Origin of the sequence: Streptomyces spinosisporus (assembly GCF_022698145.1) — a bacterium.
Taxonomy (GTDB): Bacteria; Actinomycetota; Actinomycetes; order Streptomycetales; family Streptomycetaceae; genus Streptomyces; species Streptomyces spinosisporus.
The window spans coordinates 339,157-356,515 of record NZ_JALDAX010000007.1 but is presented as its reverse complement, the minus strand read 5'-3'; the positions used below and the strand labels follow the sequence as shown (position 1 = coordinate 356,515).

Annotated in this window: 11 protein-coding genes; 5 read left to right on the top strand and 6 right to left on the bottom strand. The window is 71.9% G+C overall.

What is annotated here, in order from left to right; translation table 11 throughout:
* Positions 1 to 34: 34 nt before the first annotated feature.
* The gene (locus tag MQN93_RS21110) at positions 35 to 2,278 is read right to left on the bottom strand and encodes a glycoside hydrolase family 9 protein (RefSeq protein ID WP_242710780.1); all 2,244 of its coding nucleotides are present in this window, start codon (positions 2,276 to 2,278) and stop codon (positions 35 to 37) included.
* A gap of 151 nt (positions 2,279 to 2,429) precedes the next feature.
* Entirely contained in the window at positions 2,430 to 5,525 is a 3,096-nt protein-coding gene (locus MQN93_RS21105) for a glycoside hydrolase family 2 TIM barrel-domain containing protein (RefSeq protein WP_242710779.1), read from the bottom strand.
* A 189-nt stretch (positions 5,526 to 5,714) separates the two neighbouring features.
* Here MQN93_RS21105 and MQN93_RS21100 point away from each other — a divergent pair, with 189 nt between their 5' ends.
* Positions 5,715 to 8,102: a SpoIIE family protein phosphatase gene (locus MQN93_RS21100; RefSeq protein WP_242710778.1), complete on the top strand. Its 2,388-nt coding sequence runs from the start codon at positions 5,715 to 5,717 to the stop codon at positions 8,100 to 8,102.
* A 65-nt stretch (positions 8,103 to 8,167) separates the two neighbouring features.
* Here the strand turns inward: MQN93_RS21100 and MQN93_RS21095 are convergent, their stop codons facing one another.
* Positions 8,168 to 8,737, bottom strand: a complete 570-nt coding sequence (locus MQN93_RS21095) for an RNA polymerase sigma factor (protein WP_016430742.1) — start codon at positions 8,735 to 8,737, stop codon at positions 8,168 to 8,170.
* 19 nt (positions 8,738 to 8,756) lie between these two features.
* Between MQN93_RS21095 and MQN93_RS21090 the strand changes: the two genes are divergently transcribed.
* From MQN93_RS21090 to MQN93_RS21080, 3 genes are all read left to right on the top strand, one after another.
* Complete coding sequence (locus tag MQN93_RS21090; protein ID WP_242710777.1) at positions 8,757 to 10,154, top strand: serine/threonine-protein kinase; 1,398 nt, start codon at positions 8,757 to 8,759, stop codon at positions 10,152 to 10,154.
* Between the two features lie 141 nt (positions 10,155 to 10,295).
* Positions 10,296 to 11,000 carry a DUF4232 domain-containing protein gene (locus tag MQN93_RS21085; RefSeq protein WP_242710776.1) on the top strand — a complete coding sequence of 235 codons (705 nt, stop codon included), beginning with the start codon at positions 10,296 to 10,298 and terminating at the stop codon, positions 10,998 to 11,000.
* A gap of 104 nt (positions 11,001 to 11,104) precedes the next feature.
* A complete protein-coding gene (locus MQN93_RS21080; RefSeq protein WP_242710836.1) occupies positions 11,105 to 12,358 on the top strand; it encodes an SLC13 family permease in 1,254 nt (417 codons plus the stop codon).
* A 48-nt stretch (positions 12,359 to 12,406) separates the two neighbouring features.
* Here the strand turns inward: MQN93_RS21080 and MQN93_RS21075 are convergent, their stop codons facing one another.
* Both MQN93_RS21075 and MQN93_RS21070 read right to left on the bottom strand, forming a co-directional pair.
* Positions 12,407 to 14,245, bottom strand: coding sequence for an RICIN domain-containing protein (locus tag MQN93_RS21075; protein WP_242710775.1), 1,839 nt, complete (start codon positions 14,243 to 14,245; stop codon positions 12,407 to 12,409).
* A gap of 314 nt (positions 14,246 to 14,559) precedes the next feature.
* Positions 14,560 to 15,462, bottom strand: coding sequence for a helix-turn-helix domain-containing protein (locus MQN93_RS21070; RefSeq protein WP_242710774.1), 903 nt, complete (start codon positions 15,460 to 15,462; stop codon positions 14,560 to 14,562).
* Between the two features lie 63 nt (positions 15,463 to 15,525).
* Between MQN93_RS21070 and MQN93_RS21065 the strand changes: the two genes are divergently transcribed.
* Positions 15,526 to 16,344 (top strand): phytanoyl-CoA dioxygenase family protein, encoded by an 819-nt coding sequence (locus tag MQN93_RS21065; RefSeq protein WP_242710773.1) that lies wholly within the window; start codon positions 15,526 to 15,528, stop codon positions 16,342 to 16,344.
* Positions 16,345 to 16,351: 7 nt separating this feature from the next.
* On the opposite strand, the gene MQN93_RS21060 is transcribed toward MQN93_RS21065, so the two are convergent.
* Positions 16,352 to 17,323 carry an aldo/keto reductase gene (locus MQN93_RS21060; RefSeq protein WP_242710772.1) on the bottom strand — a complete coding sequence of 324 codons (972 nt, stop codon included), beginning with the start codon at positions 17,321 to 17,323 and terminating at the stop codon, positions 16,352 to 16,354.
* Between the last annotated feature and the right edge of the window lie 36 nt (positions 17,324 to 17,359).

Sequence of the window (17,359 nt, the reverse complement as noted above, 5' to 3'; positions counted from 1 at the left end):
CGCCAGCCCTGAGGCGCGTCAGTCCTGAGGCGCGTCAGCGCTGGTCCGCCACGAAGGACGCCATGCGGGCCAGGGCCGCGTTCCAGTTGATCGCGGTCTCGTTGGTGGACCAGGACTGGATGTCGTCGATGTAGCAGAACTGGCCGACACAGCCCTGGAGTTTGCTCTGTGCGTAGGGGTCCTGGATGGACGAGTTCGGCCCGCCGGCAAGGGTCCCGTGCGGTGGGTTCGGAAGGTTCGGGTCGAGCTCGTGGGCGTACCAACGGCTGTGCTGGTTGTGGGAGTTGGCCTCGCCGTAGCCGGTGACGTAGGACATGTTCAGGGCATTGCGGCCGAGGATGTAGTCCATGCCCTGGACCGCGCCGTCACGGTACTTGGCGGAGCCGGTGATGTCGTACGCCGTGGCGAGCACGACCCCGTTGTTGAGGATCTGATGGCTGGAGCCCCAGTCATAGATGTTGTCGGGGGGTGCGTACGGCATGCCGTAGGGCTGTGACTTCAGCGTCGCCAGGTAGCGGTCCGCGCCCTCGACGACCGACCGGCGCACCGTGTCGCGGCCGGGCAGTCTGCTCGGCACGGTCGCGAGGTCGAGGCGTCCGGCCGCGGCGGTCCTGCCCCAGTCGAAGCCGAGCGGGCCGAAGATGTCGGCCGTGTGCACCGGGGAGTTGAGGACGAAGTCGGCGAACTGCTTGTCGCCGGTGGTGAGGTACAGCTCCGCCGCCGCCCAGTAGAACTCGTCCGTGGCGTTGGTGTCGTCGTAGGTGCCGCCTCCGATGCCGTCGGCGGCGGAGGCGTACATCGTGGAGTGCGCGAGCGCCGCCGACCACGCCTTGCGGGCGGCGGTCAGGGCCCTGGCCGCGAAGGCGCGGTCGTAGGGCCGGTAGAGCCGGGCCGCCTGGGCCGCGGTCGCCGCCAGGTTGAGGGTCGCCTGCGTGGACGGCGGGTGCAGTTCGCGCTTCTGCGGGTCCTCGCTCGGCAGCAGGGGCAGACCGGTCCACTGCTCGTCGTGGATCTTGTGATGGGCCATGCCGGCCAGCGGCTGCCCGTCGGGCACCTGCATCTTCAGCAGGAACTCCAGCCCCCAGCGGGCCTCGTCGAGGATGTCGGGCACCTTGTTGCCGCTCTCCGGGATGGCGAGGGTGCCGTCGCGCAGCGTGCCCGACTCGCCGGTGCGGGCGAGCAGTTCACGCTCGTAGGTGCTCAGCAGCTCCCAGGTGGCGATGCCGCCGTTGACGACGTACTTGCCGTGGTCGCCCGCGTCGTACCAGCCGCCGGTGACGTCGAGCGTGTAGTCGCACACGCCGGGCTGACACGGGACGTTCGCGTCGCCCTGGTTGGGCGCCACGTCGACGTGCCCGGCGGCGCGTCCGTACCCCGGCCGCAGGTCGTCCCGGATCGCGATGCCGCTGCGCTGGGTGTAGTAGTACTTCAGCGAGTCCAGCCGCAGGCGCTCATACGCACTCGTCCCGATGTCGAAGGGCCGGCTCGTCTCGCCGTCGACGACCAGCGTGAAGCCCTTGCCGGCCTTGCGGTAGCCGCCGAAGTCGATCGAGTGGACGTTCTGCCCGGAGGACACGTCGGTGCCGCGCGGCACGGTCCAGCCGTGCGCGACGGTCCGGCCGCCGGCGTTCTTCAGCCGCCAGGGCAGCTTCGCGCCGGCGTCGGTGACCAGGGTCGCGTTCTTCGGCCCCGAGGGCAGATAGGCGACCTGGTTGACGCGCACCCGTGGTCCGGTGTCCGGCTCGTACACCTCGGGCGGCACCCCGCCCAGCAGCGACGCGTCGTCCACGCACATCCGCCAGGCGTCCGCGCTGCCGCCGGCCTGGAGGGCGACCTGGCCCTGGGTGGTGTCGACGGGCGAGGTGAAGGTGTACGCGTAGGTGTCACCGGAGACGCTGAGCTGCGGGCTGACCTCGAAGTAGGTGTCGTACGGCGCCACTTGGAGCCCCACGACCGCCCGCACCACATGTCCCCCGGGCGAACCGGAGGCCTTGAAGCTGAACTTGTACGACTTCCCCTTGACCAGGGTGACGTCGTTCTGGCCGACGGTGGCGTCCCAGCGGTTGGCGGTGCCGCCCGGGATGTCCGCGCAGAGCTGTCCGTCGGAGAGACCTGCGGTGACGTTGGCGGTCGTCCACCAGGGTTCGGTGGTCGTGTCGAAGGTGCCGTTCTTGAGCTGCTCGACCTCGTCTGCGGCGGCCGGGCCGGCCGGCAGCGCGCTCAGCGCCGCTCCCAGCAGGGCGGTGACGGTCAGCAGCACGGTTCTGCGTCGTTTCACGTCTGGGCTCCTCGGGCGGAGGTACGGGTGACGCTCGCCGATGCGATGGGAGCGCTCCCAGATGCGGACGCAGCACATGCTTGTTCGCGCCATGACACCCGTCAACGGTCCGGACGGGACGGGTTTTCCCGTCCGGACCGCGACGCGGGGCTCAGCCGCCGGGCGCCTCCAGCTTGCTGATCCGCACCGCCCCGGCGACTTCGCCGGAATGAGCGCTGGTCAGCGTGAGACGGAGGCGGGAGCCGCGTGCCGCGTCGAAGGTGACGACCGTCGGCGCGTCCGAGGCGGTGGCCCAGTCGACCGCCGCTCCGGTGACCGGCACATACCGCCGCCCGTTCCACACGGCCGCCTCGATGGACGCCGGCAGACTGTGCGTCGCGTCCACGGTGAAGGAGACCTCCACCCGGTCGAAGGTGCGGGAGCGGCCGTAGTCCACCGAGACCCAGTCCTGCGTGCGGGCGCCGTTGAACGCGGGCAGCAGCGCCGTCGCCGACTTGGCGAAGGCGTTGGACCAGCCGGTGGCCGCGTCGCCGTCCAGCATCGCGGCGGGCAGCGTGTCCGGACGGCCGGAGTAACTGGCGTCCGCGAACGGGTAGTTCGGGGCGGCGGGGTGCTCGGGCCTGAACGCCGGCGCCAGGGTCGTCGCGGCCGAGCGGGCGTGCGTGGTGCGGACGGACACCGTGCCGGTCCGCAGCCCGTCCGCGCGTGCGGTCACCTTCAGGGTCCCGGGCCTGGTGCCGGAGCGCACGATCGCCAGCGCCTTGCCGTGGAAGGCGGTGCGCGTGGTCGCCTGGTAGCGCTCGGCGCTCTCCTGGCGCCCGTTGTCGAGCCCGGCGAGCGAGCCGCCCTTCACGTCGAAGGTGATCAGATGCTCGGCGTCGGGCACCACCACGCCCCGGGCGTCGACGACGTCCGCGGTCACGAAGACCAGTGAACGGCCGTCCGCGTCCAGGGACTTGCGGTCGGCGGTGAGCCGTACGGCATGCGCCTCGCCCGCCGTGCGCAGCACGTCCGTGGCGACGGCCTTGCCGCCGCGCCGCGCCACCGCCTTCAACTCGCCCGGCTCGAAGGGCACTTTCCAGATCAGATGGAGCTTGCCCGCGCTGCCGTTCGGGCTGGTGTAACTGCCCGGGTAGGGGCCGGTGGTGAAGGTCTTGTCGTCGCCGGTCGCCTCGGTGGTCTCCAGATACGTACGGCCGTCCGTCGTCCGCTTGGTGTCGAACCTGCGGGTGCCGAGGGACTTGCCGTTGAGGAACAGCTCGACGGTGTCGACGTTGGAGTACGCCCACACCTCGACCGTCTCGCCCCGCTCGTGGTTCCAGCTCATCGGCAGCAGATGGACCACGGGCTCGCCGACCCACTGGCTGCGGAAGAGGTGGTACATGTCCTTGGGGAAGCCGGCCGTGTCGACGGCGCCGAAGAAGGACGCCTTGACCGGGAAGACGTTGTACGGCGTCGGCTCCCCGATGTAGTCGATGCCCGACCAGAGGAACTGGCCCGCGAACCACTTCCGGTCCCGGTCCTTCTTGTGCCCGTACTCCCCGCTCATGGTCCACGAGGCGAGGTTGTTGTCGTAGCTGGAGGTCGCGCGGCGTCCCGGGGTGTAGTTCTCCCCGCTGTTGAGGTGCTCCGGCTCCTGGTAGGTCGAGCGGGTCGAGGTCTCGGAGGACGACTCCGACTCGAACAGGAACAGGTGCGGGTAGGCCGCGTGCAGGGCGTCCACCGACTTGGCGGTGTTGTAGTTCAGCCCGAGCCCGTCGAGCTTGGCGAGCATCAGGTCGGCCGCGGAGCCCTTGGCGGGCAGCGACCGGTACTTGTCGGAGCCGATGACCAGCGGCCGGGTGTCGTCGGCGGCTTTGATCGCGCCGATGATGCGGTCGGCCATGGCGAGGCCCGCGGTGGAGGTGGAGTCGGGGACCTCGTTGCCGATGGACCACAGCACCACGGCGGGCGAGTTGCGGGCCGCGAGCACCATCTCGGTGGCGTCCTTCTCGCACCACTCGTCGAAGAAGCGGCCGTAGTCGTACTTCGTCTTGCCGGTCCGCCAGCAGTCGAAGGCCTCCACCATCATCACGATGCCCAACTCCTCGCAGACCTGGATCATCTCCGGCGAGGGCGGGTTGTGCGAGGTGCGGAAGGCGTTGACGCCCATCGACTTCATGATGGTCATCTGCCGGCGCACGGCGTCGATGCTGATCGCCGCGCCGAGCGCGCCCTGGTCGTGGTGCAGGTCGACGCCCTTGATCTTGGTGTGGGCGCCGTTGAGGTGGAAGCCCTCGTCGGGGTCGAAGCGGAAGGTGCGGATGCCGAAGGGGGTGACATAGGTGTCGACGCTCCGGCCGCCGACCCGCAGTTCGGTCTCCACGGTGTAGCGGTGCGGGGCGTCGATGTCCCACAAGCGGGGCTTGGTGACGGTGAGTTCATGGGTCTCGGCCGTCTTGTCGGTGACGTCGGCCCTGCTCGCCGCGTGGGCCACCGTCCGGCCGTCAGGGTCCTTGATCGACGAGCGGATCTCGACCTGGCTCGCGGCGCCCGACTCGTTGACCACCGAGGTCCGTACGTGGACCACGGCCCGCTGCGCGGTGATGTCCGGCGTGGTGACGTAGGTGCCCCAGCGCTCGACGTGCACCGGCTCGGTGACGACGAGACGGGCCTCGCGGTAGATGCCGCTGCCCGAGTACCAGCGGCTGCTGGGCAGTTGGTTCTGCACCTTGACGGCGATGACGTTCTCGGTGCGGCCGTCGGTGTGCAGCAGGTCGGTGAGGTCGAGGGCGAAGCCGGTGTAGCCGTAGGGGTGGCGGCCCGCCTCGGTGCCGTTGCAGTAGACGTAGGAGTCCATGTAGACGCCGTCGAACTCCACGGAGATCCGCTTGCCGGAGAAGGACGACGGCAGGGTGAAGGCGAGGCGGTACCAGCCGAGTCCGCCGGGCAGGAAGCCGGTGCCGCTGGTCGTGCCGTGCTCGGTGGTGGGGGTCTGCTCGATGCTCCAGTCGTGCGGCACCGCGACCTCGCGCCAGGCCGAGTCGTCGTAGCCGGGGTCGGCCGCCTGCGCGTAGGCGCCGCTCGGGTCGGTGATCCCGTCCGGGTTGACCAGCGCGAACCGCCAGCCGTCCCGCAGGGCGACGGTGCGGCGGCCGGATCCCGCCGCGACGGCCTCGGCGGCCCGTGCCACCGGGGTGGTGAACAACGCCCCCGCCGCCGGTGCGGCGGTGGAGGCGACGAGGACCGATCTTCGCGTCACTGTCATGGAGCTCCCCCTCATCAGGGCCCAGAAGTACTCACAATTGATCGCGAACAAACAGATTCTTTCTGCTGGGCATGCACGGTCGTCAAGGGTCCGAGCAAGGGTTGGCATCCGATGAACCCGCGGACGCACTAGGCTGGAACCCAAGTGACGCGCCTGTTCACTGTGAGTGTGCGCAATGGAGTGGCGAGGATGAGTCCGGTCTATCCGTTCGACGATGCCGGGACGGCGCGTGCGGTGATCGACGCGAGGGGCACGCTCGCGGGCTGGAACGGCGGCGCCAGGCGCCTGCTCGGCTGGACGGCCGCCGATGTCGTGGGCCGGCCCGCCGCCGATCTGCTGATCGGCGAGGCCACGGGCGCCGTCTTCGACCCCGAGGGATCCCGCTGGCACGGTCTTGTCACCCTGCGCCACCGGAACGGCTCGGACGTCTCCGTCTGGGTGCTCGCCCATCGCACCGAGGCCGCGGACGACGGCACCTCGGAATGGCTCGTGGTCACTCCGCTGGACGGTGACGGACCGCGACTGGCCGACGATCCGCTGGACGAGGCGGGACTCCTGCAGTCGCCCTGCGCGATCGCGATCTGTGACGACCGATTGCGGCTGAGACGGCTCAACGACGTCATGGCCGAGCTGCTGGGGCTGCCGGAGGAGCATGTGCGCGGGCTGCGGCTGTCCGAGGTGGGCGGCAGACCCCACAGCACCGACATCGAGCGCCATCTCCGCCGGGTGCTCACCACCGGCCAGGGCCACGACGTGCAGACGTACGTGCCGATCGGCATCGACGGCCGCGTCAACACCTGGCTCGCCCGGATGTCCCCGATCACCGACGCCTCGGGCAAGGTCCGCGGCGTCTGCGTCGCCGCTCACGACTTCACCGAGCAGTACCGGGCCCGCGAGCGACTGCAGCTCGTCAACGAGGCGAGCGTCCGCATCGGCTCCACCCTCGACGTCACCCGGACCGCCCAGGAACTGGCCGAGGTGTGCGTCCCCGCTCTCGCCGACTTCATCAGCGTCGACCTGCTGGACCCGCACGACCCCGGCGTCAAGCCCTTCGCCGGACCGCCCACCGCCCCGATCGCCCTGCGCCGGACCGCGCATCTGTCCATCACCCCCGGCACGCCCGAGGCCGTCGTGGAGATCGGGCACATGGACCGCTACCCCGCCGCCTCCCCGCAGGCCGACCCCCTGCTGGCCGGTCACTCCATCGTGGCCACGCTGGACGCCGACGACCTGGAGCAGTGGCTCACCTGGGACCCCGAACGCCTGCGTCGCATCAAGGAGTTCGGCATCCACTCAGCGATGTCGGTGCCGATCCGGGCGCGCGGCCTCACCCTCGGGGTCGCCGTGCTGTGCCGGTTCCGCAGCCCGGACGGCTTCACGCCCGACGACGTGCTGCTGGCCGAGGAGGTCACGGCCCGCGCCGCCGTCTGCATCGACAACGCCCGCCGCTACTCCCGGGAGCGCGAGACCGCCATCGCCCTGCAGCGCAGTCTGCTGCCCCGCTCGCTGCCCTCCACGGCCGCCGTGGACGCCGCCTCCCGCTATCTCCCGGCGGCACGGGCCGGGGTCGGCGGCGACTGGTTCGACGTGATCCCGCTGTCCGGGATGCGGGTCGCCATGGTCGTCGGGGACGTCGTCGGCCACGGCATCCAGGCCTCGGCCACCATGGGCCGGCTGCGCACCGCCGTGCGCACCCTCGCCGACATCGACCTCGCCCCCGACGAGCTCCTCACCCACCTCGACGACCTGGTCGTACGGCTGTCCGCGGAGGCCGGCCACGAGGGCAGCCCGGGCGAGGTCGGCGCCACCTGCCTCTACGCCGTCTACGACCCGGTCTCCCGGCGCTGCACCCTGGCCCGGGCCGGGCATCCCCCGCCCGTGGTGGTCCCGCCCGGCGGCGCGCCGCACCAGGTCGACCTGCCGGCCGGGCCGCCGCTCGGACTGGGCGGACTGCCCTTCGAGTCGGCGGAGTTCGAACTGCGCGAGGGCAGCGTCCTGGCGTTCTACACCGACGGCCTGATCGAGTCCCGCGAGCGGGACGTGGACGCCGGTCACGAGCTGCTGCGCGAGGCCCTGGCGACGTACGCGGACTCGCTGGACGAAACCTGCGACCGGGTCCTGCACGCGCTGCTGCCGACCGGCGGCGCCCCCGACGACGTGGCCCTGCTCCTCGCGCGCACCCGGGGGCTGCCCGCCTCCCAGGTCGCCACCTGGCACATCCCCGCCGACCCGGCGCTGGTCGCGCCCATCCGCAAGCAGGTCGTCGAGCAGCTGGACGCGTGGGGGCTGCAGGATGCCGCCTTCACGGCCGAGCTGGTGGTCAGCGAACTCGTCACCAACGCGATCCGGTACGGCGCGCACCCCATCCGGCTGCGGCTGATCCATGACACGGCCACGCTGATCTGCGAGGTGTCCGACACCAGCCACACGGCTCCGCACCTGCGCCGCGCGAAGACCTGGGACGAGGGCGGCCGCGGTCTGCTCCTGGTCGCCCAGCTCACCCAGCGCTGGGGCAGCCGGCACACCACTGAGGGCAAGACGATCTGGGCGGAGATCGCGCTGCTGGACGAGGGCTGAAGCCGCTCGACGCGCGCTGAACCGGGTTCTGCGGCGCGGCCGAAGGGCGCGGACCGGACCGGTCCCTACGACGCCTCCGTCAGCCAGGGCCTGACCTGCTTGCGCGCCTCGTGCAGGCGTGACTTGAAGGTGCCGAGCGGGATGCCGGCGCGCTCGGCGGCCTCCGCGTAGTCCAGCTGGCAGATGTCGCGGTAGACCAGCGGCTCGACCAGGTGGGGGTGCTCGCGCTCCAGCCGGTCCAGGGCCTCCAGCAGGTCCAGCCGGGAGCCCGCGATGACGCTCGTCGTCCGCGGGTCGACGTGCCGTTCGGCGTCGATCGCCACCGGCTGCTCGGCCGAGCGCCGCTTGAGTTCGCGGTACTTCTGGCGGCAGCAGTTGGCGACGACGGTGTACAGCCAGGTGCTGAAGCGGCTGCGGCCCTGGAAGGTGGAGATCTTGCGGGCGACCTGGAACAGGGCGTCCTGCGCCGCCTCCTCGGCGTCCTCGCGGCACGGCAGGAAGCGGCCGCAGCGCCTGAGCACCTCCGGTCCGAGCGCCTGGAGCAGCTCCTCCAGTGCCGCGGCGTCGCCCGCGGCGGCGTCGCGGGCCAGGTCCTCGGTCGGCGCGACCAGGGGTTCTCCACGGGATCGATCCACGGCCAGGCATGATAGTCGTATGCAGTCTGTCGAGCGGATCGGGCGCTACCGCCTGGAACGGCGCCTCGGCTCGGGCGCGTTCGGCACGGTCTGGCTCGCCCGCGACGACACGCTCGAGGCACCGGTGGCGGTCAAGGTGCTCGCCGACAACTGGTCGCACCGGCTGGACGTCCGCGAGCGATTCCTGTCGGAGGCGCGGATGCTGCGCCGGGCCGGTTCGGACCGGGTGGTGCAGGTCTACGACATCGGTGAACTGCCGGACGGCAGACCGTACTTCGTGATGGAGTACGCCGACGGCGGCACCCTCGCCGAGGTGCCGTCCGGTGCGGCACTGCCCGTGTCCGAGGCGCTGCGTCTGACGGCGCTGGCCGCCCGCGGCGCGGCCGCGCTGCACGCGGCGGGGATCGTGCACCGGGACATCAAGCCGAGCAACATCCTGCTCTGCGCGGCTGCCGACGACGCCCGCGGTTCCGGCGCTCCCGACGCCGTCGACGGTGTGTCGCGGGTGCTCCTCGCCGATCTGGGGCTCGCCAAGAGCCTGGCTCAGGCCTCCGGTCTCACCCAGGCCGCGGGCTCGCAGGGATACCGGCCGCCCGAGCAGGCGGAGCCCGGCGCGGGCATCGACGAGCGGGCCGACGTGTACAGCCTGGGCGCGGTGGGCTACCACCTGGTCACCGGCACGGTTCCGGGCGAGCCCGGCAGGGTGGTGCGGCCCGACCGGCTGCGTCCCGGTCTGCCGGGCGCGGTGCGGCGGGCCCTGATGCGGGCGCTGGCCCCGGACCGCCGGCGGCGCTGGCCGGACGCCGAGTCCTTCGCGCAGGAGCTGGAGCGGCTCGTCGGCTCCGGTCTGCGGCCGCGCAGACGCCGTACGGCCCTCGCGCTGACGGGTGCCGTGGCCGTGGTCGCCGCCGTCGGTGCGACGGTCCCGCTGCTGCACCGGCAGTCGCCTGCCGCGGAGGTGCGGGTCACGGACACGACCGGCCGTGTCGTCGCCGAGGTGCCCGGCGGCTGGGGCGGGCAGCTGCGCGACTCCGGCTGGGATCCGCGGTCGCTCGGGCTGCCCGCCGGTCATGAGCCGGGGCTCGCGGTCGCGGACCGGCTGGCCGAGTGGCAGGACCTGGCGGCGGACGTGAACGGCGTGTTCGTGGGCCTGAGCGAACACGGCGACCTGACGGCCGCGGTCGGCGCCCTCACCCACCCCCGCTGCCACTACGACGGGAGCGACGCATACGGCGACGGCCGCTGGCGCGGCAGGCTGCGCAGCTGGTCCGACTGCCCGGGCGGCGGGTCGGTCACGGAGGCCGCGCTCGCCCCGGCGCACGGCGGCGCGCAGACTCGGGTGTACGTGCAGATCCGCCAGAGCGGCCGGGCCTCGGCGACCGACCGGGTGCTCGACTCGCTCCGTGTCACCGGGTGATGCGGGCGGCCGGATGCAGGCGACCGGAACCGGCGGCGAACTTTTCCGGCCCGGCGCGCATCGCAGCTGTATGACGGGGCACAGAGCGCCGTACGCACACGGGGGAACGTGTGCGTGGAATCTCCAGGAGTGTTGAGGAACATGGCGAAGAAGTCCCCCTCCGTCCGACGGGCGGCCCTGGCCGCGAGCACGGTCGCGGTACTGGGCCTGCTGACGGCCTGCGGAAGTGACGACGGCTCCGTGGCGGGCTCGCCGCAGACGCTGTCGGGCACGGCCGCGCCCGCCACCGGTGACCACGGAACGGACTCGGCGAGCGCGTCCGCGTCGGCCTCCGCCGGGGGCACGGCGGGCGACGACACCACGGCGACCGCGACCGCCCCCTCGTCCACCACCAAGGGGGGTGCCACACCGGGCGGCGGCACCGGTGGCGGCCGGTGCCACACCTCGGAGCTGCGGGCGACCGTCGGGCGGAACGACCCCGGTGCCGGGCAGGAGAACTTCCCGGTCGTCCTGACCAACACCTCCTCCCGCACCTGCACGGTGCGCGGCTATCCGGGCGCCGCGTTCGTCGACGGTTCGGGCAAGCAGCTGGGACCGGACCCGAAGCGGTCCCCGGGCACGCCCGCGACGGTGACGCTCAAGCCGGGCAAGAGCGCCTGGGCCGGTCTGACCTTCTCCAACCCCGAGATCAGCGGCGCGCACGCGGCGACCCCGGCGTCGCTGCTGGTGACACCGCCGGACGAGCGGGACAGTCTGACGGTGACCTGGAAGGGCGGTCAGGTCCCCGTGTCCGGCAACGCGTCGTCGGTACGCCTGACGGTGTTCAGCGCCGGCAGCGGCGTCTGAGCGGGAGGAGCCCGAGCGGGAGGTGACGGGCGGCCTCGGTGCCGGGACCTGTTTTCATTGGAGGTCCCGCGTCGCGTCGCTCTGAACCTCCCTGAGGACCTGCCCTGAACACCCCGCTCGCCGAAGCCCTGTCCGTCGTCCTGCTCGTCGCCGTGCTCGCCTGGGCCGTGGTGCGCCCCAAGGGGCTGCCCGAGGCGGCGTTGGCGGTGCCGGCCGCCGCGGTGGTGATCGCGACGGGGGCGATCTCCCTGGACCACGCGCGGGCCGAGGCCGCCAGTCTCGGCCCCGTGGTGGGCTTTCTGGCCGCGGTGCTGGTGCTGGCCCACTTCTGTGACGTGGAGGGGCTCTTCACGGCGTGCGGGGCCTGGATGGCCCGGCGGGCGGCGGGCTCTCCGGGCCGGTTGCTCGTGGCGGTCTTCGTGCTGGCCTCGGTGATCACGGCCGTACTCAGCCTGGACGCCACCGTGGTGCTGCTGACGCCGGTGGTGCTCGCCACCGCCGCGCGCGCGGGCGTACGGGCCCGGCCGCACCTGTACGCCTGCGCCCATCTGTCGAACACGGCCTCGCTGCTGCTGCCCGTGTCGAATCTGACCAACCTGCTGGCGTTCGGGGCGAGCGGGCTGAGCTTCACCCGGTTCGCGGCGCTGATGGCGCTGCCGTGGCTGGTCGCGATCGCGGCGGAGTACCTGGTCCTGCGGCGCTTCTTCAGCGACGACCTGACCCTCTCCGTCCCCTCCCCCGAACCCGGCGGGGCGCCGCGGCTGCCCCTGTTCGCACTGATCACCGTGGCCTGCACGCTCGCCGGATTCGTGGTGGCCTCGACGGTCGGGGTCGACCCGGCCTGGGTGGCGGCGGCGGGCGCGCTGGTGCTGGCCGCCCGTGCGCTCGTACGGCGCAAGGCCACCCCTGTGTCGGTGGTGCGCGCCGCCTCCCCCGCGTTCCTGGCGTTCGTCCTCGCGCTCGGCATCGTGGTGCGGGCGGTGGTCGACAACGGGCTCGCCGACGCGCTCGGCCATGCACTGCCCGGCGGCGAGGGTTTCCCCGCGCTGCTGGCGATCGCCGCGCTGGCGGCCGTGCTGGCGAACCTGATCAACAATCTGCCCGCGGTGCTGGTCCTGCTGCCGCTCGCCGCCCCGTCCGGACCGGGCGCGGTGCTGGCGGTGCTGCTCGGGGTGAACATCGGCCCGAACCTGACCTACGCGGGATCGCTGGCGACGCTGCTGTGGCGGCGCATCGTGCACCACCACGGCCACGACGTGGAGCTCGGGGAGTTCAGCCGGCTCGGTCTGCTGGCCACCCCGGCCGCGCTGGTCCCGGCCGTGGCGGCGCTGTGGCTGTCGCTGCAGGTGGTCGGCTGAGCATGTCGGTCAGGGGTGTCGGTCAGCGGTGTCGGTCAGGGGCGTTCGTCAGTGATGTCCGCCACCGCCGTGTCCGCCTCGGCCGCCCCACCCGGAGCCGTCCCATCCGCAGTAGTACGGGTTGTAGGAGCAGTACGGGTTCGTGGGGTACTGGCCGGACGACTGGCTCGGCGTCGGCTGTGCGGTCGTCGGCGTCGCGGACGGCGTCGGTGAGGCCCCGGCCGGCTCGGACGCCTTCGGGGTGGGCCTGGCCGAGGGTGTGGGGCTGCTCTCGGCGTCCCAGTTCACGACCTGCATCTGAAGGTCCGCCTTCGAGGTGTCGAACACCCAGCGCTGGACGCTGCTGTCGTCACGGTTCTTGACGACCAGGGCGCCCGATCCGTCGGTGGCGGCCGGGGTCAGCGCCAGGTCCTGGTTCCAGCGCGGCACGAGGGTGCCCTGCAGCGTGAAGTCGTAGCGGACGTTCTTGGCGTCCGGTTCCGAGTTGCCCGTGCACGCGGCGAGCTGCACCGCGAAGCCGAGGTGGGAGTCCAGGCACAGTTCGGGGTCCGTGACACTGCGCAGACGGCCGTCGGTCTCGTACGACCACTGCTGTACGGCCGCCGAGGAGCAGTCGGCGAGTTCGGTCTCGGCCCCCTTGGCCACCTTCTTGCCGACGACGGAGACACAGAGGCCGGAGCCGAGGTTGTGCAGCCTGCCGCGCAGGGTGCCGTGGGAGCCGGTGCTGGTGCCGACCCAGGACGGATCGGAGGTCGGTGTGCCGGCGCCGCTGCCGGGTGTCTCGGAGGGGTGGCCGGTGTCGGCCTGGGTGGATCCGTCGCCGGAGCCGAGGACGGACCACAGGACCAGCGGGAGGACGATCAGCCCGCTCACCGTCACGACGGCCGCGGCGAGATTGCGGCGGCGGGCGGCGGCCCGCCGGGCGGCCCTGTGGGCCGAGCGGCGCGCGGCGGCACGGCCGCCGGGACGGGTGGCCGTGCGGGAGGCGGGGTCCACGGGGGCGAAGGGCTCGCCGGCTATCGGCGGCACCGGCACTTCCGGCGGCAGCGGGCCGGGATCCTCGAACCAGGCGACGCGGGAGTCCAGGTACGCGCCCGCGCCCCAGCCGAGGACCGCCTCCGCCAGCGCGAGGCCGAGCCCGTGGTTGAACTGCGCCAGTTGGTCGGCGGTGTGCAGGCAGTGTCGGCAGCGGTTGATGTGGGCGGCGAGGTCGGGGTCGATGTCGGCGCCGCCGCGCCGGTAGGTCACGTCGAGCATCCGCAGGAAGCGCCGGCACTCCTGCTCGGGGGCGAGTTCGCGGTGAACCTGGAGGCACTCCTCGCGCAGCCGCTCGCGGGCCCGCTCCAGCTCGACGCGCGCGTCCTCCACCTGAAGGCCCAGCAGGCCCGCGGGCACGTCCAGCGGTTCGGCCTCGACCTCCACGTGCCACAGCAGACAGCGGGCCGACTGGGGCAGCCGCTGGAAGGCCCCGGACAGCAGACGCCGGGCGGAGGACGGGAGCAGCCGGGCCGCGGCGCGCTCGCCGGGCGCGCACAGTTCGGGATGCAGATGTTCCCGTCTGTGGTCGTTGTCCCATTCCGCCGCGATACGGCGCACGGTCACGAGCAGTTGGGGGCGCCATGCGGAGGTCGGACCGTTCTGTCGCAGGGTCTCGCCGAAAAGCCGAGTGAATGCGGCAGTTGTGAGCATTCCGGCGGAAGCGGCACTGTCGGTGCACAGCCGGGCATAGGTGAAACCCGCTTCCCAGTGCCGGTCGAGGAGTTCACCGACGGGCTGCAGCGCGGGCGTCGATCCGGTCCACTTCTTCAGTTCCGCGCTCAGTTGTTCGTCCGTCACGTCGAACCGGCGGTCGTACTTGGGGGAATTCGACAGGCCGGCGTCTTTCACGGCTGCATTCCTCTCGGGGGCATGCACATAAAGTCCATACCAAGCGGTATGAGTACAGGATTCAGCAGCTCCGGCGCAATGAATATGCGCATGGTCTGTGTGCTGACAGCGCACACTTTTGCACAGGCAAGCAAGGCCTAACAAGGGATCTCGCGGTTTCCGCATTACCGGCCCGCCGGGTGTAATTGACGAATCGTCAATCGAACGGTTCGATAATCGGTAACGGTATTCGGCCGACTCGGCGCGGACCTGCTCCCCAACCATTGGGCAACGGCTTCACCTCGCATCCGGCGGGTCCGGGAAGCCGCTCGGGTTCACGGTTCAACCATTGGGCCGCCCGCGCGGTAGGCGCCGGGCGGCACGCCGAAACGCTCGCGGAAGACCCGGTTGAAGTGGAACGGGCTGGCGAACCCGGAGGCCGCCGCCACCCGGTCCACGGACAGGTCCGTGCTCTCCAGCAACCGGGCGGCATGCCCGAGCCGTGCCTCACGCAGCGCCCGCATCGGGGACCGGCCGTGCTGCCGGGTGAAGAGATGGGCGAACCGCGAGGGCGACAGGGCGACGCTGTCGGCGAGCGAACGCACGGTGTGCGGGGCGCCCGGGTCTGCGGCGATCAGCTCCGCGGCCCGCAGCACCCGGGCGTCGATGCCCGGCGGCGGTGCCGCGGGGCGCGCGGCGGCCGCCGTGAGCAGGACGATCTCCTCCAGCGCGGACAGGGCGAGTTCACGTGCCACGGTGCCGTGCGCCACGGCGACCCGGTCCTCCGGCGCCGTGGCGGGCGGCGACCCGCTGCCCGTCCAGCGGGCGTCGGCGAGCATCCGCCCGAAGGCCGCCGCGATCCGCTCGTGCAGGGCGGCCGGCGTCGGGGTGACGGCGAAGAGCCCGTCGCCGGTGCCGTACGGGCGCAGCCATGGTGCCCAGGAGGGGCGTGCCTGGCAGTGCACCCACCAGAACTGCCAGCCGCCCGCGCCCGGTTGGACGGCGTACTCGTGCCGGACGCCCGGGGCGAGCACCACCAGATCGCCCCGGCCGGCCCGTGCCTCGGCGGCCCCCTGGCGCAGCCGGCCGCGCCCGCCCGTGGTCCAGGTGAACAGCCAGCTGCCCGCGCCGCGCGGCCTGGTGACGCCGTACCCCTCGGGCTGGTCGTAGCGGCCGACGACGACCAGGCCCGGGGGCGGCGCAGCAGTCTCGGGCAATCGGTCAGCGCTCACGGGCATCCCTTCGAAGCACGCTGCGGCCTAGCGTGACGAGCGTAGGACAAGCCGACCCAGGAGCGACGTATGACAGCCATGGATATGGACGCCGCCGGTGCCCCCATCCTGACCCGGGACGGGCTGAGGCGGTTCGAGGAGGACGGCTTCACCATCGTGCGCGGACTGTTCGGGCGCGACGAGATCGACCGGCTGTGCGCGCACTTCGCTCAGCTGCACGCGGCCGGTCCGGTGCCCGGGCACTTCCAGCCGCGCGCCTCGAAGGACCCGCTGGCGGCGTACCCGAGGGTGATGCACCCGCACGAGATCAGCGAGCCGTCGAGGCGGGTCCTGCTCGACGCCCGGCTGCGCTCGGTGCTGGAGGTCCTGCTCGGCGAGGAGGTGCTGGCCGCGCAGAGCATGTTCTACTTCAAGCCGCCGGGCGCCCGGGGGCAGGCGCTGCACCAGGACAACTTCTATCTGCGCGTGGAGCCGGGCACCTGTGTGGCGGCATGGGTGGCCTGCGACGTGATCGACCGGGACAACGGCGGTCTGGAAGTGGTCCCCGGCACACATCTGATGGACCTGTTCTGTCCCGAACTGGCGGACTCCGAGGTGTCGTTCGCGCGTGAGTACGTTCCCCCGCCGCCGGGGCTCGAAGCCGTGCCGGTCGACATGGCGCCGGGTGACGTGCTGTTCTTCAACGGCAGCCTGGTGCACGGCTCGCAGCCCAACGGCACGACCGATCGCTTCCGCCGGTCGTTCATCGGCCACTACGTCGGCCGCTCCGCCCAGCGCATCGGCACCCACTACCGCACGCTCACGATGGACGGCGAGCGGGTGCCGCTGCCGGAGAGCGAGGGCGCGGGCCCCTGCGGCACGGAGTTCGCACCGCAAGGGCCCCACTAGCAAGACCTCAGCTGTGCCCGACGATCGCGTGGGGCGTGTACGGCTGCTCCAGCTCCTCGAGTTCCTTGTCGCTCAGCTCCAGTTCGACCGCGGCCACCGCGTCCTCGATGTGGTGCGGCTTGGCCGCGCCGACGATCGGAGCCGCCACCGTGTCCTGGTGCAGCAGCCAGGCGAGCGCGACCTGGGCGCGAGGGACGCCCCGCTCGCCCGCGATACGGGTGACCGCCTCGACGGTCGTGCGGTCGCTGTCCGGGTAGAGGCGGCTGCCGAAGTTGTCGTTCGCGCTGCGCTCCGTCACCGTGCCCCAGTCGCGGGTGAGACGGCCACGGGCGAGCGGGCTCCAGGGCAGGGCACCGACGCCCTGGTCGGCGCAGAGCGGCAGCATCTCCCGCTCCTCCTCGCGGTAGAGGAGGTTGTAGTGGTTCTGCATGGACACGAACTTGGTCCAGCCGCCCAGCTCGGCGGTGTACTGCATCTTGGAGAACTGCCAGGCGAACATCGAACTGGCCCCGATGTAGCGGGCCTTGCCCGCCTTCACGACGTCGTGCAGTGCCTCCATGGTCTCCTCGACCGGGGTGTGCGGGTCGAACCGGTGGATCTGGTAGAGGTCGACGTAGTCCACGCCGAGCCGGCTCAGGCTGTGGTCGATCTCGGACAGGATGGCCTTGCGGGACAGCCCCGCGCCGTTGGGTCCCGGCCGCATCCGGCCGTTCACCTTGGTCGCGAGGACGACCTCGTCACGGTTCGCGAAGTCCCGCAGCGCCTTGCCGACGATCTCCTCGCTGGTGCCGTCGGAGTACACGTTCGCCGTGTCGAAGAAGTTGATCCCGGCCTCCAGCGCCTGCCGGATCAGCGGACGCGAGGCCTCCTCGTCGAGCGTCCACTCGTGCGTGCCCCGGTCGGGCAGTCCGTAGGTCATACAGCCCAGACAGACCCGTGACACGTCGAGGCCCGTCGCACCGAGCTTCACGTACTGCATCGTTGCTGCTCCTGACTTCGGGATGGTGGTACCAGT